This is a genomic window from Rhizobium sp. SVR5-9E (assembly GCF_056755095.1).
In genome coordinates, this window is record NZ_JBNDHS010000068.1 from 15,602 (window position 1) to 33,915 (window position 18,314).

Consider the following 18,314-nt stretch of genomic DNA (forward strand, 5'->3'; position numbering starts at 1 on the left):
GCTTAGGACGACTGCCTACACTGGGGCAGACGCCAGAGCGAGCATTTTATCGCTAGCCTTCGACGCTTCGATGGCGGGGACGCCTGTCGCTACCTTATGGCCACTAATCAGAGCTGCATTCACATACCCAGTATATCCCGCTGTGCCGGCCGCCGCGCCGCGCAGTTTCACAAACTCAGATCGTCGCAGACATGAGGGTGCACCCTTATGCTGTGAGAAGACAATCGCGATTTAGACCAAGTGAAACGGAGGGTATAATCATGAGTAGCACGAGAAATCTTTGCCTTGGTTTGCTGGCATCCGCGTTCGCCACCGCGCTGGGTGCGCCGACAGTCGCACAGCAGCAGCCAAAACCTAACATCCTTGTCATCATGGGCGACGATATTGGCTGGTTCAACCTTGGCGCCTATCACCGGGGAATCATGTCCGGGAAGACACCCAACCTCGACAAGCTGGCGTCCGAAGGCATGATGTTCACCGACTATTATGCAGAGGCGAGTTGCACTGCCGGCCGGGCGAGTTTCATCACCGGAGAAATTCCGTTGCGTACCGGCCTGACGACTGTTGGTCAGGCAGGCGCAGATGTCGGCATGCCTGACAAGGCGGTAACCCTAGCCGCCGTTCTCAAGAACGAGGGATATGCCACCGGTCAGTTCGGCAAGAACCATCTTGGCGACTTGAACAAGTATCTGCCGACACTGCATGGCTTCGATGAGTTCTTTGGCTATCTCTATCACCTCGATGCGATGTCAGACCCCTATTGGTATTCGTTTCCGAATGATCAATCGTACCGGGATAAAGTCGGGCCGCGTAATTTGGTCCACACCTTTGCAATGGACACGGACGATACGACGGAGCAGCCGCGCTGGGGCAAGATCGGCAAGCAGAGGATCGTGGACGAGGGTCCCCTGGCGCCATATCCCGACATGTCCAACGTGCCGAACATGCATGACGTCATGCCCAAGGCCAAGTACGACATGGGCACGTTCGACGAAGTGCTGGTCAAGGCTTCGTGCGACTTCATGGACAAAGCCAAGACTGACGCCAAGCCGTTTTTCGTCTGGCACAACACGACACGCATGCACGTCTGGACTTTTCTGTCGCCCAAATACCAAGCCCTCATGAACAGCGATTCCAACTATGGCCTTGAGGAAGCCGGAGTGGCGCAGCTTGATGACAACGTCGGCGCTCTTCTCAAATGCGTGGAAGATGCGGGCGAGAGCGACAACACCATCGTCGTTTTCACGACCGACAATGGGGCGGAGGTGTTTACCTGGCCCGATGGTGGCATGACCCCGTTCAAGGGCACCAAGGGTACCGTGATGGAAGGTGGCTTCCGCGCACCGGCCATCATTCGCTGGCCGGGCAAGGTCAGGCCGGGTACCGTCGAGAACGGCATATTTTCGGCCCTGGATTGGTTCCCGACGTTGGCGGCCGCCGCTGGCAACACCGAGATCACCGACCAGCTGCTTAAAGGTGTGAAGCTGGGCGACACGACCTACAAGAACCATCTTGATGGCTACAATCAGATGGACCTGTTGTTGGGCAAATCACCATCCGCACGGCATGAGTTTTTCTACTTCGCTGGCCCTGCTCTTGGGGCAGTTCGGATCGATAACTTCAAGTTCCAGTTCTTGCAGCAGCCGCAGGGCTGGCCCGGTGGAAAGGTAACGACGGACATGCCCACCATGGTCAATATCCGTCAGGATCCCTTCGAGAGGACACCATCGATTGGCGAGCAAAGCCTCAATGACCTCGGTGGAGGTTACATGAATGACTTCTTTGCCCGCGAGTTCTGGCGCTTCGTCAGCGTCCAGCAGGAAGTCGGGAAACTTGCCCTCACCGCGGTCGACTACCCGCCGATGCAGGACCCGGCTTCCTTCAATCTCGATGCTGTGAAAAGGCAGATCGACGCGGCCATCCGGAACAAGCCGGGCAACTAGTCGAGTGCGGTAAAGTCCAAGGGCGGCCCGGAAGGGCTGCCCTTTGTTCATGGCGCAGGCCTCTCCGTCTATTGCCAGTTATCCCAGCCGTAGCGAACCACGCCCACCATCGGACCGCCGCCGGCGAATACGCCGCGAACGGGATCCCATCCATCGGCCTCATAGCCGCTCTTGACGCCGCCGACACGAGGGTCGCCGTCGATCCAGTCCCAGAGCGGGCCGCCCGACCAGCCGCCGGCGAAGGCGGTGGAATAATCGACCTCCAGTTCCAGGCTGTCGTTGTCGTCGCCATCGATATCCTCGATGTCAATGTTGACGTCCATCACCGGATCCTGTCCACCCATATAGACTGAGGGATAGCCGATGCTGAGCCAGCGACGGTCGTAATACTTGTCCTCGTCGCCGAAGGACTGCGAGCCCATCCAGCCGACACGCTCGCCGAGCGGGGTATAGAGGCGGCAGATGACATAATCGAGACCGTAGGGATCCTCATGCGGCCGATATCCGTGGACCGATTGCACGTAGGAGCGTCCATACGGCTCGAGGCCGCTGACGTAGCCGGGCGAAAAGCGCATCCACCAACCTTCCGGCGGATGATCCCACGGCATCAGGTGGCTCGCAGTCAACATCAGATTTGGTCCAACCAGCGTACCCGTTCCCCAGCCGAGAGGCCGATCGAAACTGGTTCCGTGACCATACTCGACGCGGCCGACGGTAGAATAGGGATAGAGGCAGGGCGGCAGTTCCGATCGGCTCAACGTCTTCATCACCGGCAGCCCAAGAAGCAGGAGTGTGGTGGCACGAGGGAAGGCCATGGCGTTGGGCCGGCGGGCGCGGGGCCGAAATGGTATGAGGGGCGGCAGATGGGTGAGCGTTGTCCACGCGGGGCGATAACCCTCGATGATCCCCGCTGTCGGCATCTTGAGCGCGGTGATTGGCTCCAGCACGGCATCTTTCCCGCTCTGTCCCTCGCAGGCTTTGCCGGCGGCCTGTTCGGTCAGGATCGCTTTCTCGATATCGTCGGGGAAGGGCTCCGTCGCTGGCTGGTCGGGGAGTGCCCACAATTCCATAGCGTCCATCGTACTCTCCTCTCCTGTTCGAGCACTCAGAATATGAAAACATGCTAATGTTTTAAAGGCAATCTGGGGGCGATGCCTTGGCAATCTTCCAGTCGAGGTTTACCATCTGTTCTGCAGATGGAGGCTCGCATGTCTTCAAGCTTCACTGTTCACGATGCGGCTGGATACGAACAGCTCATGGGACGCTGGAGCCAGAAGCTCGCGCTTCCATTCATAGAGTTTGCGGGCCTTGGCGATGGCGAGAAGATACTTGACGTCGGCTGCGGCATCGGCAGCCTGACCTTCGCGCTCGACCGAGCCGCCAGTCTCGGCGAGATCACCGCGATCGACTATTCGCCCGTCTTCGTCGAGGAGACAATTCGGCGCAACACCAGCCCTCGCATTAAGATCAGCCAGGCGGATGCCTGCTCCTTGCCGTTCGAAGACGGCACCTTCGACCGTGCTTTGGCGCTGCTCGTCCTACATTTCGTGCCCGAGGCCGATAAGGCGGTGGCGGAGATGGGCCGCGTCGTGCGGCCCGGCGGCACGGTGGCGGCAGCCGTCTGGGATCATCTCGGCGGCATGCCGGTCATGCGCATGATGGTCGACACGGTGGCGGCACTCAGCGAGGCCGGGCGCCAGCTACGCAGTCGCTATTGCTTTCAGCCGATGATGCAGCCGGGCGAAATGAAGCGGGCTTTTGTCGAGCAAGGCCTCTTGGACGTTGCGGAAACACAGCTGCTGATCCGCATGGACTACCAGAACTTCGCTGACTTCTGGGCACCTATCGCTGCGGGCGAAGGGCCTCTCGGTCAATATATGACGACGCTCGGCGCCTCGGAGCGAGCCCGCATCGATGCCGCCATCCGCGACGCCTACGAGGCCGGGCGACCGGACGGCCCGCGATCCTTTGCCAATGTCGCCTGGGCCTGCCGAGGCATTGTTCCCTGAGGCCCAAGCAACTCGTATGCGAAGGGCCGCTACAGCAGACTGTCATTGCTGTGCCGGCTGGAACAGTTCGACGAAATTCCCGGAAGGATCGACCAGCAAGATTTGAGCGCCTCCGGGCCCTTTGACGATGTCGTTCCGGAAACGGACGCCAGCAGCGCGCAGCCGCGCTACGGTGGCAGGCAAATCGTCAACGATGAGATGAATGCGATTCCAGCCGCCCGGCTTTGGCTGTTCGCCATCCGGCATAGACCGTCCCGCCGAGCTTGTCGGCCCGCTTAAGAGGAGCCGTAAATTCCCCAACCGCACATCCGCGAAGGCCGGAGCATAGTTCGTCAGAAGCGAGAAGCCGAGGTGGCTCGTATACCATGCGATGGCGGCCTCCACATCATCGACCATGTAGCGGACATTGACGGTGGTTTCCGGCATTGTTCTCACTCCCGCACTCATGGGCACGTTCAGGCTGACCCGCGGCCGTCATGCACACGCCACTACTTTTACCACACCTGAGGCACGGCCGATCGAAAAAAGCGAGGTGAGATTTGCAGGAGCCCCTTCTCCCCGGGCAGGGAGAAGGGGATCTTCAGGTTATTCGGCAGCCTCGGCGTAGCTCTCCACCGGCGGGCAGGTGCAGAGTAGGTTGCGGTCGCCATAGACGTTGTCGACGCGGTTGACCGGCGACCAGTATTTGTCGACGCGGAAGGCACCTGGCGGGAAGCAGGCCTGTTCGCGCGAGTAGGGGCGGTCCCATTCGCCGACCAGGTCTTCGACCGTGTGCGGGGCATTCTTCAGCGGGTTGTTCGCCTTGTCGGAGCGGCCCTCCTCGATGTCGCGGGCTTCCTGGCGGATCGCCAGCATCGCCTCGCAAAAGCGGTCGAGTTCGGCCTTGGTTTCCGATTCAGTCGGCTCGATCATCAACGTGCCGGCAACTGGCCAGCTCATGGTCGGTGCGTGGAAGCCGCAGTCGATCAGGCGCTTGGCGACGTCGTCGACGGTGACGCCGGCGCTGTCGACTAGCGGGCGCGTGTCGATGATGCATTCATGCGCCACGCGGCCAGCTTCGGACTTGTAGAGCACATCGTAGGCGCCCTTGAGGCGGGCGGCGATGTAGTTGGCGTTGAGGATCGCGACCTTGGTCGCCTGCGTCAGGCCTTCGCCGCCCATCATCAGGCAGTAGCTCCACGAGATCGGCAGGATCGAGGCGGAGCCGAAGGCTGCCGCCGAGACCGCACCGGAGCGACCGTCGGCTTCCGGATGGCCGGGGAGATAAGGTGCCAGATGCGCCTTGACGCCGATCGGCCCCATGCCCGGACCGCCGCCGCCGTGCGGAATGCAGAAGGTCTTGTGAAGGTTGAGGTGGGAAACGTCCGAGCCGATGTCACCGGGACGGGACAGGCCGACCATGGCGTTCATGTTGGCGCCGTCGAGATAAACCTGGCCGCCGTGGCTATGGACGATGTCGCAGATTTCCCTGACGGTCTCCTCGAAGACGCCGTGCGTCGACGGGTAGGTGATCATGCAGCAGGAGAGGCTTTCCGAATACTGCTCCGCCTTGGCACGGAAGTCATCCATGTCGATGTCGCCGTTGTCGCGAACCTTGACCACAACCACCTTCATGCCGGCCATCTGCGCAGAGGCGGGGTTGGTGCCGTGTGCCGAGGTCGGGATGAGGCAGACATCGCGATGAGTATCGCCATTCGCCAGGTGATAATTGCGGATCGTCAAGAGGCCGGCATATTCGCCCTGCGCGCCGGAATTCGGCTGCATCGAGAAGGCGTCGTAGCCGGTCACTGCGCAAAGCTTGTCGATGAGATCGTCGATCATCTCGCGGTAGCCCAGCGCTTGGTCGGCCGGCACGAAAGGATGGATGTCGGAAAATTCCGGCCAGGTGATCGGCAGCATTTCCGCCGTCGCGTTCAGCTTCATCGTGCAGGAGCCGAGCGGGATCATCGCCCGGTCGAGCGCCAGGTCGCGATCCGAAAGCCGGCGGATGTAGCGAGTCATTTCGCTTTCGGCACGGTTCATGTGGAAGATCGGATGCGTCAGGTAATCGCTGGTCCGCAGCAGGTCCTTCGGCAGACGGTAGCCCGGCTCGAAATCGGCGATCGCGAAGTTACCACCGAAGGCGCGCCAGACGGCCTCAAGTGTCGCGGGACGGGTGCGCTCGTCGAGGCTCATGCCGATCTTCGTGTCGCCGACCTTGCGAAGGTTGACGCCTTCCGCGATGGCGGCACGCAGGATGAGGCCCTGCATATGGCCGACGTCCACGGTGAACGTGTCGAAAAAGGTTTCCGGCTCGACCGTGTAGCCGAGCTTTTCGAGGCCCTTCGCCATCAGCACCGCCTTCTGGTGGACCTGCTGGGCAATCGCCTTGATGCCCTTCGGACCATGGAAGACGGCATACATGGAGGCCATCACGGCCAGCAGCACCTGCGCGGTGCAGATGTTCGACGTCGCCTTTTCGCGGCGGATGTGCTGCTCGCGGGTCTGCAGCGACAGACGATAGGCGCGGTTGCCGCGCGCATCGACGGAGACGCCGACGAGACGGCCGGGCATGGAGCGCTTGATGGCGTCCTTGACGGACATGTAGGCCGCATGGGGGCCGCCATAGCCGACCGGAACGCCGAAGCGCTGCGAGGAGCCGATGGCGATATCGGCGCCCATTTCGCCCGGCGACTTCAGGAGTGTCAGGGCCAGGATATCGGCTGCAACGACAGCGATCGCGCCAGTCTGGTGCAGGCGGGCGATCAGGCCGGAGAAATCATGCACATGGCCGTGCGTGCCCGGATACTGGAAGATCGCGCCGAAGACTTCGGTCGGGTCGAGATCGGTGAAAGGGTTGCCGACGATGACGGTCCAGCCGAGCGGCTCAGCGCGGGTGCGGATGAGCGCGATCGTCTGCGGATGGCAGTCGGCATCGACGAAGAAGGCCTTTGCCTTCGACTTGGAGACGCGTTCGGCCATAGCCATGGCTTCGGCGGCGGCCGTGGCCTCGTCGAGCAGCGAGGCATTGGCGACGTCGAGGCCGGTGAGGTCGCAGATCATCGTCTGGTAATTCAGCAGCGCCTCGAGGCGGCCCTGGCTGATTTCAGGCTGGTAGGGTGTGTAGGCCGTGTACCAGGCCGGGTTTTCGAGGATGGTGCGCTGGATGACCGGCGGCGTGATCGTGCCGTAATAGCCCTGGCCGATCAGCGAGGTCAGCACCTTGTTCTTGTTGGCGGTCTCGCGCAGCTTGTCGAGCGCCTCGCGCTCCGTCATCGGGGCGCCCCAGGTCAGCGGCTGCTTCTGGCGGATGGAGGGCGGTACCGTCGCATCAATCAAGGCATTGAGGCTGCCGTAGCCGATGACCTTCAGCATGTCAGCCATTTCAGCCGGCGAGGGGCCGATATGGCGGCGATTGGCGAAGTCGTAGGGCTGGTAGTCCGTGAACTGGAATTCCGTGGGCGTCGTCATTACGCGGTGAGCTCCTTGTAGGCCGCCTCTTCGAGGAGGCCATCTGCATCGGCCGGGTTCTTGAGCTTCAGCTTGAAGAACCAGCCGGCACCCTGCGGGTCGGAATTGACCAGCGACGGATCGGCGGTAATTGCCGGATTGACTTCGGTGATCTCGCCATCGAGCGGACAATAAACGTCGGAAGCAGCCTTTACGGATTCGACCGTTGCGGCGGCATCATTCTTGGAGAAGCTGCTGCCTACTTCCGGCAGTTCGACGAAAACGAGGTCGCCGAGTTGATCGACGGCATAGCTCGTGATCCCGACCGTCGCAACGCCGCCTTCAATCTTCAGCCACTCGTGTTCTTCGGTAAATTTCAGCATGGTTCGTCCTCTCTGGAAAAACTATTAGCGTTTATAGGTCGGCGTGATGAAGGGAAGCGCGCTGACGGTGAGGGGCAGGTACTTGCCGCGCACCTCGGCGTAAATCTGAGTTCCCGCGGCAGAATGCGAAACCGGCACGTAGCCCATGGCAACCGGACCTTCGACACTGGGGCCGAAGCCGCCCGAGGTGACTTCGCCGATTTCGGTCTTGCCTTCGGCATCCGCGTAAAGCTTTGAGTGGCCGCGCACCGGCGCCTTGCCCTCGGGCTTCAGGCCGACGCGGCGGCGCTTGGCGCCATTGTCGAGTTCGGAAAGAATGCGTTCGGCACCCGGAAAACCGCCGGCGCGGGCTCCGCCCGTCCTGCGGGCCTTCTGCATGGCCCATTCGAGCGCGGCCTCGATCGGCGTAGTCGTCGTGTCAATGTCGTTGCCATAGAGGCAGAGACCGGCTTCCAGCCGGAGTGAATCGCGGGCTCCGAGGCCGATCGGCTGCACGTCCGGATGCTCGAGCAGCCGTTTGGCGATATCTTCGGCCATCTCCTGCGGCACCGAGATTTCGTAGCCGTCTTCGCCGGTGTAGCCGGAGCGGGACACAAGACAGGAGACATCGTGCAGGCGGCAATGGCGCACGTCCATGAACTTCATCGAGGCGACGTCGGCCCAGAGTTCGGCGAGCACATCGACTGCGTGCGGCCCCTGAAGAGCGATCAGTGCCCGATCGAGCACGGTAATGTCGCAGCGGTCGCCGATATGCTTCCGCAGATGCGCGACGTCGACCTCCTTGCAGGCGGCGTTGACCACGACGAAGAGGTGGTCGTCGAGATGGGCGATCATCAGGTCGTCGAGGATGCCGCCGTTCTCGTCGGTGAAGAAGCCGTAACGCTGGCGCCCTTCAGCGAGACCGAGGATGTCCACAGGGACGAGGCTTTCGAGCGCGAGCGCGGCGTCTTCGTATTTGCCGGATTTCGCTTTCACGATGACCTGTCCCATGTGCGAGACATCGAACAGGCCGCCTGCGGTGCGCGTCTGCAGGTGTTCCTTCATGACGCCGGCCGGATATTGCACCGGCATCTCGTAGCCTGCGAAGGGGACCATGCGGGCGCCGAGCGAAAGATGCAGCGCGTGAAGCGGAGTTTTCTTGAGGGCAGCAGTATCGTCCAATGACGCCTCCGGGGTTTGCGCGTGGAATCCCAAGCGCGGGCTCAAATCTGCAGGCACCGCCGCGCCCGTCTTTCGAGCCCCCTCTGTCCCTGTGCCTGAGATTGCTATCCCTTCGGCGAGCGTTTCGAGAACGCTTCTCTCCAGAGTTCCGTCTGCCCCTTGTGGTCCTTTTGCCTGAGAGTTTCCGGGGCGGTTGCTCCTTCGGCACCGGTCGCTAGCGGACCGGATTCTCCCAACAAGGTCGCCGCAATTATCCGGCGGAGCGGGTTGTTGGCAAGGGGGAATGTCGCCACCGAGCAAATTTTTGTCGCGCTTTCCGTGGGGCAGCGTCTGATCTGCGGCAAAACGCTTTTGCTTTTCGCCGGTAAAGTGGTTAATCGCAAAGTCGCCGAGGGGATTTGATGACGGACAGGAGCCGAAGAGCTGGGATGCTGACGCGCGTAGTCTGCGCGTTGAGCCTGCTTTTGCTCGGCCTTGCGCATCAGGCTCCGCGGGTTTCGTCCGAGCCCGCTTATAACGGCGCCGAATATGCCCTGCCGGACGGCTCGTATGCCTCGCTCTGCGTGACGGTTACCGACACTGACGGCAAGACCGTTCCACCGAAGCCGAATTGTGAAGTCTGCCATCTCGCGGCTTCCGTCATTCTGCCGGGGCCCGATTCCGGCTCGTGGCTGAATCTCGAATTTGCCTCGCTGCATAACCCGCCGGTTGAGGCGCATGTGACTATCGGCACGCGTGCCGTCGAACAGCCGAAATCCAGGGGGCCCCCGGTTCTGGTCTGATCTCCAGCCATGACCGAAATGACATTATAGTGCTGGTGCGCCAAGGTTTGTGGGCGATACCGGCGAGGAGATATCCAATGAAGACAATCAAAGCACTCGGCGGCGTCGCGCTGCTTTCCGCTACCACGTTCACCGCCGCGCAGGCACATGTGACTTTCCTCGATCCGCAGGCGCCGCAAGAGAAGACGATTCTTGCCACGCTGCAGGTCTCGCATGGATGCGACGGCAAGGCGACGAACGAGGTACGGGTCAAACTGCCCGAAGGGTTCGTGTTCGCAAAGCCGCAGCCAAAGGCGGGCTGGGAACTCGAGATCGTCAAGGGCGACTACAAGAAGAGTTACGACAATCACGGCACCGCAATGACATCCGGCGCTGTCGAGATCCGCTGGAAAGGCGGCAATCTCTCCGACGATTTCTACGACACCTTCGTCATTCAGGGTAAGATCTCTGGCGTCGAAGGCGGGACGTCGCTCGCTTTTCCGGTCACCCAGCTTTGTGGCGATGCCGTAGCAGCTTGGGATGAGGTCGCCAAGGAAGGCGGCGATCCGCACAAGCTCAAAAGCCCGGCGCCGGTGCTGACGGTCGTTGCAGGCGCAGAACATGATCACGGCCATGATGATATGGCTGGCATGGATATGAGCGGCATGGGAGGTGACACGGTAACGCTCGGCGATCTCCAGATTTCCGGCGCTTTTGCAAAGGCGATGCTCCCCGGTCAGCCGGTCGGCGGCGGCTTCTTCACCGTCAAGAACAACGGCAAGACCGACGACAGGCTCGTTTCGATCTCATCTCCCAATGCGGGCGAAGTTGAACTGCACGAGATGGCGATGCAGGACAATGTCATGAAGATGCGGGAGCTGAAGGACGGGATTCCCGTGCCGGCTGGCGGGACCGTGACGCTCGCGCCGGGAGGCCTGCACCTGATGTTCCAGAAGGTCAAGGCGCCGTTCAAGCAGGGCGACAGCGTGCCCGTGACGCTGACCTTCGAGAAAGCCGGCAAGGTCGATCTGACGTTGAAGGTGCTTTCGGCTCAGGGCAAGTAATCAGGCGGAAGCCCGCGGCATGGGTCGCGGGCTTTTTTCTTCCCCGGCGACGGAATTCAGGAATCTTCGTAGGATTTCAGAGCCTGCCGTAAACCGGCCTGCGGCTGCTTGTTGCCACTCGTCATGAGGTCGAGAGCGATCTCGGTCGATTGGATGATGTTCTGGGTTTCCTCGACTTCATCCGCCGCCGTGCCCTTGAGCTGGCGATCGGCGATACGGCGCGCATCCTTGGCCGCAACGCTCGCCGGCACGCGGGGAGCGATCCTCAGCGTCTCGAAAGCGGCAGCGGCGGTGCTCGCGGATATGGTAATGACCTGTGCCATACTGATATGGTACAGGCCTTTTGTTTGTGTCCGGCTAAAGAAATTAATAGCATTTTACAGAACTGCAGATCTTTTCTTGCCGATCGGAATCCATGGATTTGTGACGTAAGGCGAACGTATGATTCAGGCTTTTCTTGTGGGCGCCGGCGGCGCCATCGGTTCGCTTCTGAGATATTATGTCGGCCAGTGGTCCCTTCGGCTCATGGGACCGAACTTTCCATGGGGCACGCTGATCATCAACGTCGTGGGATGCTTTGCCATCGGCGTTCTTGCTGAAATGATCGCCCGCAGGTTCAACGCCTCTGTCGAACTGAGGCTTTTGCTCATCACCGGCTTTCTCGGCGGCTTCACGACCTTCTCGGCCTTTTCGCTCGACGCGATTTCGCTCTTCGAGCGCGGCGAGGCTGTCTCCGGCTGGCTCTACATCGCCGCAAGCGTCGGGTTTTCGATGGCCGCTGTCATGGCTGGACTCGCCGCGGCGCGCGCTTTGATCTGAAAGGCGGTTTCCGTGTGGACAAAAATGCTCTAAAGCCACGGGCAAAGGCCGCGTTCGGCGCAGGCATCCCATTTCCGGAAAGAAAAGAAAAATGGCCGGTATTGAACATATCACGGTGGAATCCGACGAGGCGGGCATGCGGCTCGATCGCTGGTTCAAGATTCATTATCCGGGTCTCGGCTTCGGCCCGCTGCAGAAACTCATGCGCTCGGGACAGGTCCGCGTGGATGGCGGCCGGGTGAAGACGGATGCCCGCGTGCAGCCGGGGCAGGTGGTGCGCGTGCCGCCGCTCGACGTCGATGCGAAGAAGAGCGGACCGATCGCCAATCACGATCTGAAGCATGGGGGCGACTACGAGCTTCTGCAGCGCATGGTGCTGCATGAGGACGACAAGGTGATCGTACTGAACAAGCCGGCCGGTCTTGCCGTGCAGGGCGGCTCCGGCGTGACGCGCAATATCGACAAGATGCTCGAAGCCTGGACGAGCCCCAAGGGCGAGAAGCCGCGGCTGGTGCATCGCCTCGACCGCGATACCTCCGGCGTACTCGTGATCGCCCGCACGCGCGGAGCGGCGCAGAAGCTCACTGCGGCCTTCCGTGAGCGGGATACCAAGAAGACCTACTGGTCGCTGGTGAAGGGTGTGCCGCGCAAGCACGAGGACAAGATCTCCACCTGGCTGGTGAAGGAAGCGACCGCCGACGGCGATCGCATGCGCGTTGCCAAACATGGTGAGGATGGCGCCGATCACGCCGTTTCCTATTATCGCGTCGTCGAGACTGCCGCTCAGAACCTCGCCTGGCTGGAAATGGAACCCTATACCGGGCGCACGCACCAGCTTCGTGTGCATGCGCTCCATATCGGCCACCCGATTATCGGCGACCCCAAATATTTCATCGAAGATCCGAACTGGGACTTCCCCGGTGGCATACAGAAGCGGCTGCACCTGCATGCGCGCAAGATCGACATTCCGCATCCCTCCGGCGGGCGCCTGCGCGTTACTGCGCCGCTGCCGCCACACATGGTCCAGACATGGAATCTGCTCGGCCTCGATCTTGCCGGTGCGGAGAGGGAAGACGAAGAATGAAACTTGCTCTTTTCGATTGCGACGGCACGCTGGTCGATAGTGCCGCTCTCATCCATGAGGTTATGGCGCGTACCTTCGTGCATTTCGGCCATCCCCGGCCCGAGGTCGCCAGCACCAAGTCGATCATCGGCCTGACGCTCGATATCGCCATTGCTCGCATGCAAGGCAAGCCGCATGTCGACGACGAGGCCGCTGCCATGACTGCGCACTATAAGTCGATCTATATGGATGTCCGTCAGCAGCCGGGCATGGACGTTCCGCTGTTCGCCGGCATAAGGCCGATGATCGAGGCGCTGACCCAGAGGGAAGACATCCTGATAGGCGCTGTCACGGGGAAATCCCGCCGTGGCCTCGTGAACATTCTCGAAACCCACGGCTTCGCGCCACATTTCATCGTCTCGCGCACAGCCGACGATTGTCCGTCCAAACCGCATCCGGCGATGGTGACCGAATGCTGCGACGAGGCCGGCATGAGCCCGGCCGACGCCATTGTCGTCGGCGACGCTATTTACGACATGCAGATGGCAAAGGCTGCAGGTGCGAAGGCAATCGGTGTATCCTGGGGATATGCGAGTGTTGTCGATCTGATCGCCAGTGGCGCTGATGCCATCGCCTACCATCCGAATGACGTGCTTTCCAATTTTTGAGGTGACGCTATGCGCGACCTGCTGGACGACCTATCCGAGGGCCTGAGCCATCCTGATCCGATCCGCCGTGCGCAGATCCAGATGAAGAAGCCGCTTCCGGCTCGCTTCTACGAAAGCGCGGCGGTTGCCGAGCGGGGTGATGAGGGTTTCGCAATCGAGCTCGACGGCAAGGTCGTGCGCACCCCGGCCAGGCAGGTACTGGCAGTGCCGGTTCGGGCGTTGGCGGATCTCATCGCCGCCGAATGGGATGCGCAGGCGGAGGTCATCGATCCGGTGACCATGCCGGTGACTCGTCTCGTCAACACCGCGCTGGACGGCGTTGCCAACGACCCACAGGCTGTCTTTGAAGATATCTTGCGTTTCTCCACGAGCGATCTTCTCTGCTATCGCGCCGAGAGTCCCGAAGCTCTGGTACAGCGCCAGACCGAGCGTTGGGATCCTGTTCTCGATTGGGCGGGGAACGATCTCGGCGCGCGTTTCATCCTGATCGAAGGCGTCATGCACCACGAACAGCCCCGCGAGGCCATCGCCGCGCTTGGGGTCACCCTGCGGAGGCATGACAGTCCGCTCGTGCTTGCCGCGCTCCACACCATGACGACGCTCACAGGGTCAGCAATACTTGCACTCGCCTTCGCTGAACGCCACCTGACGACTGAGGAAGTCTGGTCGCTTGCGCATCTCGACGAGGACTGGACGATCGAGCATTGGGGCAGCGACGAGGAGGCCGAGTTACGCCGCGCCAAGCGCTTTGATGAGTTCAAGGCTGCGGCGGATGTTTTTTTGGCGCTAAGGGCCTGAAAGACATTGCTTTGCGGACCGTTATGACGAAATCTGCGACTCCAATTGGGGAGCGCGGAATTTCGGGATGAGACGGTTGAGGTCGTGTTTTTGTCAGCTGATGCTGATTTGCGCCACGCTGACGGCCTGTGCGAGCTGGTTCTCCAGCGAACCGCCCGGTCCCATCTACGATGTTCGCAGCGCCGTCGTTCTAGGCGGCCCCGAGGTATCGCGAGAATTGCTCTCGGGTATCGGCGATCGCATAAATTCCGCCATCAATGCGACGGTTCGCACCGAGGTCTATCCGCGCGTCGTGCTGACAATTCGCGTCGCTTCCGTCCAAAAGGCGGTCGGTTTCGATCGGAACCGAAACGTTGCCAAGATGAGGATCGACGCTGCTTCCGTGGACGATGGTTCGGTCATCGCCGTCAGCGCTTTCGAGGTTACGAGCACCGCAAACGATGAGAGGATGGTTGATCAGATCCTCGCGGAAGATGTCGCCGCGCGCATCCGTTCGGCCTTCCAGCTCACGGCCGGCGGCGCTTGAAATCATGCCGCAATTTCTGCGGCGAGGGGAGATTCATGAAGGAAGTTCTCGAAGAGCTCGAGCGGCGCCGTGAGATTGCCCGGCAAGGCGGCGGCCACGCGCGCATCGAAGCGCAGCACAAGCGTGGCAAGCTGACGGCGCGTGAGCGCATCGACCTCTTTCTCGATGAGGGCTCGTTTGAGGAGTTCGACATGTTCGTCGAGCACCGGTCGACGGCTTTCGGCATGGACAAGAGCCGTATCGCCGGCGATGGCGTCGTCACCGGCTGGGGAACGGTCAACGGGCGGACCGTCTTCGTCTTCGCCAAGGATTTCACCGTCTTCGGCGGCTCGCTTTCCGAGGCGCATGCCGAGAAGATCATGAAGGTGCAGGACATGGCGCTCAAGAACCGGGCGCCGATCGTCGGGATCTATGACGCGGGCGGTGCGCGCATTCAGGAAGGCGTTGCGGCGCTCGGCGGCTATGCCGAGGTCTTCCAGCGCAATGTGCTCGCCTCCGGCGTCATTCCGCAGATTTCGGTGATCATGGGGCCGTGCGCGGGCGGTGACGTCTATTCGCCTGCCATGACCGATTTCATCTTCATGGTGCGCGACACCTCCTACATGTTCGTCACCGGCCCTGACGTCGTGAAGACCGTCACCAACGAAACCGTGACGTCCGAGGAACTTGGCGGCGCGACCGTCCATACAACGCGCTCATCGATCGCCGACGGCGCCTATGACAACGATGTCGATACGCTGCTGCAGGTTCGTCGCCTTGTGGATTTCCTGCCTCTGTCGAATACCTCGCCGGTGCCGGAGATCGAATGTTACCAGTCGGTGACCGATGCGGACATGTCGCTGGACACGCTCGTCCCGGCCAATGCCAACAAGCCGTATGACATCAAGGAACTGATCAACAAGGTTGCCGACGAAGGCGATTTCTTCGAGATTCAAGCCAGCTTTGCCAAGAATATCGTCTGCGGTTTCGGACGCATCGAAGGTTCGACTGTCGGCTTTGTGGCCAACCAGCCGATGGTGCTCGCCGGCGTGCTCGACAGCGATGCGTCGCGCAAGGCGGCACGTTTCGTTCGCTTCTGCGACTGCTTCAATATTCCGATCGTCACCTTTGTCGATGTCCCGGGCTTCCTGCCTGGTACGGCGCAGGAATATGGCGGGCTGATCAAGCATGGCGCAAAGCTGCTTTTTGCCTATGCGGAGGCCACGGTGCCGAAACTGACGGTCATTACCCGCAAGGCCTTCGGCGGGGCCTACGACGTCATGGCCTCCAAGCATCTGCGGGGTGACCTCAACTACGCCTGGCCGACCGCACAGATCGCCGTGATGGGGGCGAAGGGCGCTGTGGAAATCATCTTCCGCAAGGACATAGCCGATCCAGAAAAGATCGCCGCACATACCAAGATGTACGAAGACCGCTTCCTGTCGCCCTTCGTGGCTGCGGAGCGGGGCTATATCGATGAGGTGATCATGCCGCATTCGACAAGGCGGCGTTTGGCGCGGGGTCTGAAGATGCTTCGCAACAAGGATCTCTCGAATCCCTGGAAGAAACACGACAATATTCCACTCTGACGAATAAAATCGGCTCTGAGGTGTTTTAGGCGCAAAAGCGTCCGGGGGGCGCGGCTTAGACTTGATCGGAGAATTTGATGTTGGAATTCGAGCGCCTCGGGCAGTACCGGCCATATGCCCTTGCAGTTCTCAGGATTGTCACCGCGCTTCTGTTCATGGAACACGCAACGCAAAAGCTCTTCAATTTTCCGCCATGGCAATATGGTGAGATGACAACGCTGTTCACCGTTGCGGGCGTCATTGAGCTCATAGGCAGCATCTTCATCATTCTTGGGCTTTTCACCCGACCGGTTGCCTTCCTTCTGAGCGGCGAGATGGCCATCGCCTATTTCATGGAGCATCTGCCGATCAGCGTCTTTCCGGTCATCAACGAGGGCGACGGCGCCGTGCTTTTCTGCTTTATTTTCCTGTATCTGGTTTTTGCGGGGGGCGGCGCCTGGTCGCTGGACAGCCGCCGCGCCTGATATCGTCTGCTTGGGACTTGCGGCTTCAGGATACGAATTTCAGCCCTGCAATCCCCATCACGATCAGACCGATGCAAGCGAGCCGCGTGGGCGTTGCGGGATCACCGAGCAGCCAGATGCCCAGCAGCACCGTTCCGACGGTGCCGATGCCGGTCCAGACTGCATAGGCCGTCCCGACTGGCAAAGTTTTGACCGCAAGTCCAAGAAGGACCACGCTGATAATCATCGACACCGCCGTGAAAATTGTCGGCACGGGGCGTGTGAAGCCATCGGTATATTTCAAGCCGATTGCCCAACCACATTCAAAAAGACCTGCAAGAAACAACAGGAACCAAGCCATTTTGCTCTCCTTTAGCAAGAGCGAGGCCGTCCCCGCGACGTTTGCGCCAGGAAATCAGGCGCCGCAGTCGTCTGCGTCGATGCCTATATGCACAGTTTGACGGCTGGTTTCAAGTTGGGGATTGGCATAGCTGCCATGCCACCCGTTTCTTGCGTTCCTCAGGAAACAGGCAGGGCTCGATGACCCAGTTAGCCTGTACTCGTCTGTGATATGCTCTTTGCGCGGCGGCAGAGCCGGTCGAAGGTTTCGAGAAAACGCGACCGGTCTTTGGGACCGAAGGAGGCATTGTAACCTTTGCTCTCGCCAGTCTCGCGGAGATGCGCACCGAGATCGCGCATGGCGCTCGCCATGCCGATATTCGTTTCGTCGAAGACACGGCCGGACGGGCCGCAGACAAGCGAACCGGATGCGACACACCTGACCGCCAGCGGTACGTCTGCCGTCACCACGACGTCGCCCTTCGTTGCATGTTCCGCAATCCAGTTGTCGGCGGCATCGAAGGCATTGGAGACGATGACGTTATGAACCATCGGATCCCGCGACGGACGGAGCCCGGAATTGGCGACAAACGTCACTTCGATCCCGTGGCGTTCCGCGACTTTGAGAATTTCCGATTTCACGGGGCAAGCGTCTGCATCGACGTAGATCATGAATTTCAATCTGCTCTGGCTGGAAACGCTACGCGGCCTTGGCGGGCGCGTAGCGGCGGTTCGATCGGATCTAATAGTCCGACGGTTGCCCCTCGTTCAAGACGTCAGGCTTCCTTCAGCGTGCCTGCCTTTTTCGCCACCCAGGTTGCTATGACATCCATCAGCGTCGGGTTCAGGCAATCGTAGGGCGTGACGCCGAGTTCGTTCAAGCGGCTGCGCACGCCTGCCATCGCCGAAGGCGGCGTGCCCGATTCGATGATCGAGGAAACGAAGGCCGCAAATGTCGGCTCGGGCCAACCGCTTTCCTGAAAGCGTTCCGGGTGAATGAAGTCGAGACCTTTGAATGCGTGGTCCCGCTCCACCGGTCCGTACATGTGCACGCCGCATTCCTTGCAGGCATGGCGGCGGATCAGTGCGTCGGGATCGATGATCTTTAGCTTGTCGCCGTTTTCGAGAACGGTGACGTTCTCATGCGGCGTGACGGCGACGACGGAGAAGGCGGCGCCCTTGGGCTTCCAACATTTTGTGCAGCCGCAGGCGTGGTTATGGGCGATATTTCCCTTGATGGCGACTTTGACGGGACGGTCGGAGCAGGCACAGACGAGTGTCCCGCCGCTGAAATTCGCCTGTCCCGCCTTCACGCCGCCGTCGAGGGCGGGGTGTATCGA

At 60.8% G+C, this 18,314-nt stretch carries 21 protein-coding genes and 1 riboswitch; of the genes, 12 read left to right on the forward strand and 9 right to left on the reverse strand.

The features are described from left to right. The first annotated feature begins 260 nt into the window (after positions 1 to 260). Positions 261 to 1,943, forward strand: coding sequence for an arylsulfatase (locus ACPYOJ_RS24715; RefSeq protein ID WP_481418598.1), 1,683 nt, complete (start codon positions 261 to 263; stop codon positions 1,941 to 1,943). A gap of 68 nt (positions 1,944 to 2,011) precedes the next feature. Here the strand turns inward: ACPYOJ_RS24715 and ACPYOJ_RS24720 are convergent, their stop codons facing one another. Next, on the reverse strand, positions 2,012 to 3,022 hold the full coding sequence (locus ACPYOJ_RS24720; protein WP_481418599.1) for a trypsin-like serine peptidase: 1,011 nt from the start codon (positions 3,020 to 3,022) through the stop codon (positions 2,012 to 2,014). A gap of 129 nt (positions 3,023 to 3,151) precedes the next feature. Here ACPYOJ_RS24720 and ACPYOJ_RS24725 point away from each other — a divergent pair, with 129 nt between their 5' ends. After that, entirely contained in the window at positions 3,152 to 3,952 is an 801-nt protein-coding gene (locus tag ACPYOJ_RS24725) for a class I SAM-dependent methyltransferase (protein ID WP_481418600.1), read from the forward strand. A 42-nt stretch (positions 3,953 to 3,994) separates the two neighbouring features. On the opposite strand, the gene ACPYOJ_RS24730 is transcribed toward ACPYOJ_RS24725, so the two are convergent. From ACPYOJ_RS24730 to gcvT, 4 genes are all read right to left on the reverse strand, one after another. Further along, positions 3,995 to 4,378, reverse strand: coding sequence for a VOC family protein (locus ACPYOJ_RS24730; protein WP_481418601.1), 384 nt, complete (start codon positions 4,376 to 4,378; stop codon positions 3,995 to 3,997). A gap of 159 nt (positions 4,379 to 4,537) precedes the next feature. Further along, positions 4,538 to 7,402, reverse strand: a complete 2,865-nt coding sequence (gcvP, locus tag ACPYOJ_RS24735) for an aminomethyl-transferring glycine dehydrogenase (protein WP_481418602.1) — start codon at positions 7,400 to 7,402, stop codon at positions 4,538 to 4,540. Further along, a complete protein-coding gene (gene gcvH / locus ACPYOJ_RS24740; RefSeq protein WP_481418603.1) occupies positions 7,402 to 7,764 on the reverse strand; it encodes a glycine cleavage system protein GcvH in 363 nt (120 codons plus the stop codon). Before gcvH ends, gcvP begins: the two co-directional genes overlap by 1 nt. 24 nt (positions 7,765 to 7,788) lie before the next feature. Next, a complete protein-coding gene (gene gcvT / locus ACPYOJ_RS24745) occupies positions 7,789 to 8,925 on the reverse strand; it encodes a glycine cleavage system aminomethyltransferase GcvT (protein ID WP_481418604.1) in 1,137 nt (378 codons plus the stop codon). Positions 8,926 to 9,077: 152 nt separating this feature from the next. Continuing rightward, positions 9,078 to 9,170: riboswitch (glycine riboswitch) on the reverse strand. Between the two features lie 25 nt (positions 9,171 to 9,195). On the opposite strand from gcvT, the gene ACPYOJ_RS24750 reads away from it, so the two are divergent. The 3 genes from ACPYOJ_RS24750 to ACPYOJ_RS24760 all read left to right on the forward strand — a co-directional run bounded on the left by ACPYOJ_RS24750 (position 9,196) and on the right by ACPYOJ_RS24760 (position 10,750). Then, on the forward strand, positions 9,196 to 9,327 hold the full coding sequence (locus tag ACPYOJ_RS24750) for a hypothetical protein (protein WP_481418605.1): 132 nt from the start codon (positions 9,196 to 9,198) through the stop codon (positions 9,325 to 9,327). Then, positions 9,327 to 9,707, forward strand: a complete 381-nt coding sequence (locus tag ACPYOJ_RS24755; RefSeq protein ID WP_481418606.1) for a hypothetical protein — start codon at positions 9,327 to 9,329, stop codon at positions 9,705 to 9,707. The genes ACPYOJ_RS24750 and ACPYOJ_RS24755 overlap by 1 nt, the downstream gene beginning before the upstream one ends. Positions 9,708 to 9,784: 77 nt before the next feature. Beyond that, entirely contained in the window at positions 9,785 to 10,750 is a 966-nt protein-coding gene (locus ACPYOJ_RS24760) for a copper chaperone PCu(A)C domain-containing protein (protein ID WP_481418607.1), read from the forward strand. A 56-nt stretch (positions 10,751 to 10,806) separates the two neighbouring features. On the opposite strand, the gene ACPYOJ_RS24765 is transcribed toward ACPYOJ_RS24760, so the two are convergent. Continuing rightward, positions 10,807 to 11,073: a hypothetical protein gene (locus ACPYOJ_RS24765; protein WP_481418608.1), complete on the reverse strand. Its 267-nt coding sequence runs from the start codon at positions 11,071 to 11,073 to the stop codon at positions 10,807 to 10,809. 118 nt (positions 11,074 to 11,191) lie between these two features. Here ACPYOJ_RS24765 and crcB point away from each other — a divergent pair, with 118 nt between their 5' ends. The 7 genes from crcB to ACPYOJ_RS24800 all read left to right on the forward strand — a co-directional run bounded on the left by crcB (position 11,192) and on the right by ACPYOJ_RS24800 (position 16,656). After that, positions 11,192 to 11,569 (forward strand): fluoride efflux transporter CrcB, encoded by a 378-nt coding sequence (gene crcB / locus ACPYOJ_RS24770; protein ID WP_481418609.1) that lies wholly within the window; start codon positions 11,192 to 11,194, stop codon positions 11,567 to 11,569. Between the two features lie 91 nt (positions 11,570 to 11,660). Beyond that, a complete protein-coding gene (locus tag ACPYOJ_RS24775; protein ID WP_481418610.1) occupies positions 11,661 to 12,653 on the forward strand; it encodes an RluA family pseudouridine synthase in 993 nt (330 codons plus the stop codon). After that, entirely contained in the window at positions 12,650 to 13,300 is a 651-nt protein-coding gene (locus ACPYOJ_RS24780) for an HAD-IA family hydrolase (RefSeq protein ID WP_481418611.1), read from the forward strand. Before ACPYOJ_RS24775 ends, ACPYOJ_RS24780 begins: the two co-directional genes overlap by 4 nt. Before the next feature lie 9 nt (positions 13,301 to 13,309). Next, a complete protein-coding gene (locus ACPYOJ_RS24785; protein ID WP_481418612.1) occupies positions 13,310 to 14,098 on the forward strand; it encodes an ATP12 family chaperone protein in 789 nt (262 codons plus the stop codon). A 67-nt stretch (positions 14,099 to 14,165) separates the two neighbouring features. Then, positions 14,166 to 14,624: a hypothetical protein gene (locus tag ACPYOJ_RS24790; RefSeq protein ID WP_481418613.1), complete on the forward strand. Its 459-nt coding sequence runs from the start codon at positions 14,166 to 14,168 to the stop codon at positions 14,622 to 14,624. 35 nt (positions 14,625 to 14,659) lie between these two features. Continuing rightward, positions 14,660 to 16,192: an acyl-CoA carboxylase subunit beta gene (locus ACPYOJ_RS24795; RefSeq protein ID WP_481418614.1), complete on the forward strand. Its 1,533-nt coding sequence runs from the start codon at positions 14,660 to 14,662 to the stop codon at positions 16,190 to 16,192. Positions 16,193 to 16,269: 77 nt separating this feature from the next. Then, positions 16,270 to 16,656, forward strand: coding sequence for a DoxX family protein (locus tag ACPYOJ_RS24800; RefSeq protein WP_481418615.1), 387 nt, complete (start codon positions 16,270 to 16,272; stop codon positions 16,654 to 16,656). 25 nt (positions 16,657 to 16,681) lie between these two features. Here the strand turns inward: ACPYOJ_RS24800 and sugE are convergent, their stop codons facing one another. The 3 genes from sugE to gfa all read right to left on the reverse strand — a co-directional run. Further along, positions 16,682 to 16,996, reverse strand: a complete 315-nt coding sequence (gene sugE, locus ACPYOJ_RS24805; protein ID WP_481418616.1) for a quaternary ammonium compound efflux SMR transporter SugE — start codon at positions 16,994 to 16,996, stop codon at positions 16,682 to 16,684. Positions 16,997 to 17,184: 188 nt separating this feature from the next. Beyond that, the gene (locus ACPYOJ_RS24810) at positions 17,185 to 17,646 is read right to left on the reverse strand and encodes a YaiI/YqxD family protein (protein WP_481418617.1); all 462 of its coding nucleotides are present in this window, start codon (positions 17,644 to 17,646) and stop codon (positions 17,185 to 17,187) included. Between the two features lie 104 nt (positions 17,647 to 17,750). After that, positions 17,751 to 18,314, reverse strand: a 564-nt coding sequence (gene gfa, locus ACPYOJ_RS24815; RefSeq protein WP_481418618.1) for an S-(hydroxymethyl)glutathione synthase, incomplete at its 5' end; no start/stop codon positions are given.

What these genes read in the sequence shown, in the direction of transcription:
- ACPYOJ_RS24760 (WP_481418607.1), top strand. Translation starts at nt 9,785, where the DNA reads ATGAAGACAATCAAAGCACTCGGCGGCGTCGCGCTGCTTTCCGCTACC.
- ACPYOJ_RS24785 (WP_481418612.1), top strand. Translation starts at nt 13,310, where the DNA reads ATGCGCGACCTGCTGGACGACCTATCCGAGGGCCTGAGCCATCCTGAT.
- crcB (WP_481418609.1), top strand. Translation starts at nt 11,192, where the DNA reads ATGATTCAGGCTTTTCTTGTGGGCGCCGGCGGCGCCATCGGTTCGCTT.
- ACPYOJ_RS24755 (WP_481418606.1), top strand. Translation starts at nt 9,327, where the DNA reads ATGACGGACAGGAGCCGAAGAGCTGGGATGCTGACGCGCGTAGTCTGC.
- ACPYOJ_RS24775 (WP_481418610.1), top strand. Translation starts at nt 11,661, where the DNA reads ATGGCCGGTATTGAACATATCACGGTGGAATCCGACGAGGCGGGCATG.
- ACPYOJ_RS24800 (WP_481418615.1), top strand. Translation starts at nt 16,270, where the DNA reads ATGTTGGAATTCGAGCGCCTCGGGCAGTACCGGCCATATGCCCTTGCA.
- ACPYOJ_RS24765 (WP_481418608.1), bottom strand. Translation starts at nt 11,073, where the DNA reads ATGGCACAGGTCATTACCATATCCGCGAGCACCGCCGCTGCCGCTTTC.
- gcvH (WP_481418603.1), bottom strand. Translation starts at nt 7,764, where the DNA reads ATGCTGAAATTTACCGAAGAACACGAGTGGCTGAAGATTGAAGGCGGC.
- ACPYOJ_RS24795 (WP_481418614.1), top strand. Translation starts at nt 14,660, where the DNA reads ATGAAGGAAGTTCTCGAAGAGCTCGAGCGGCGCCGTGAGATTGCCCGG.
- sugE (WP_481418616.1), bottom strand. Translation starts at nt 16,996, where the DNA reads ATGGCTTGGTTCCTGTTGTTTCTTGCAGGTCTTTTTGAATGTGGTTGG.
- ACPYOJ_RS24730 (WP_481418601.1), bottom strand. Translation starts at nt 4,378, where the DNA reads ATGCCGGAAACCACCGTCAATGTCCGCTACATGGTCGATGATGTGGAG.
- ACPYOJ_RS24790 (WP_481418613.1), top strand. Translation starts at nt 14,166, where the DNA reads ATGAGACGGTTGAGGTCGTGTTTTTGTCAGCTGATGCTGATTTGCGCC.
- ACPYOJ_RS24780 (WP_481418611.1), top strand. Translation starts at nt 12,650, where the DNA reads ATGAAACTTGCTCTTTTCGATTGCGACGGCACGCTGGTCGATAGTGCC.
- ACPYOJ_RS24810 (WP_481418617.1), bottom strand. Translation starts at nt 17,646, where the DNA reads ATGATCTACGTCGATGCAGACGCTTGCCCCGTGAAATCGGAAATTCTC.
- ACPYOJ_RS24720 (WP_481418599.1), bottom strand. Translation starts at nt 3,022, where the DNA reads ATGGACGCTATGGAATTGTGGGCACTCCCCGACCAGCCAGCGACGGAG.
- ACPYOJ_RS24725 (WP_481418600.1), top strand. Translation starts at nt 3,152, where the DNA reads ATGTCTTCAAGCTTCACTGTTCACGATGCGGCTGGATACGAACAGCTC.
- gcvP (WP_481418602.1), bottom strand. Translation starts at nt 7,402, where the DNA reads ATGACGACGCCCACGGAATTCCAGTTCACGGACTACCAGCCCTACGAC.
- ACPYOJ_RS24715 (WP_481418598.1), top strand. Translation starts at nt 261, where the DNA reads ATGAGTAGCACGAGAAATCTTTGCCTTGGTTTGCTGGCATCCGCGTTC.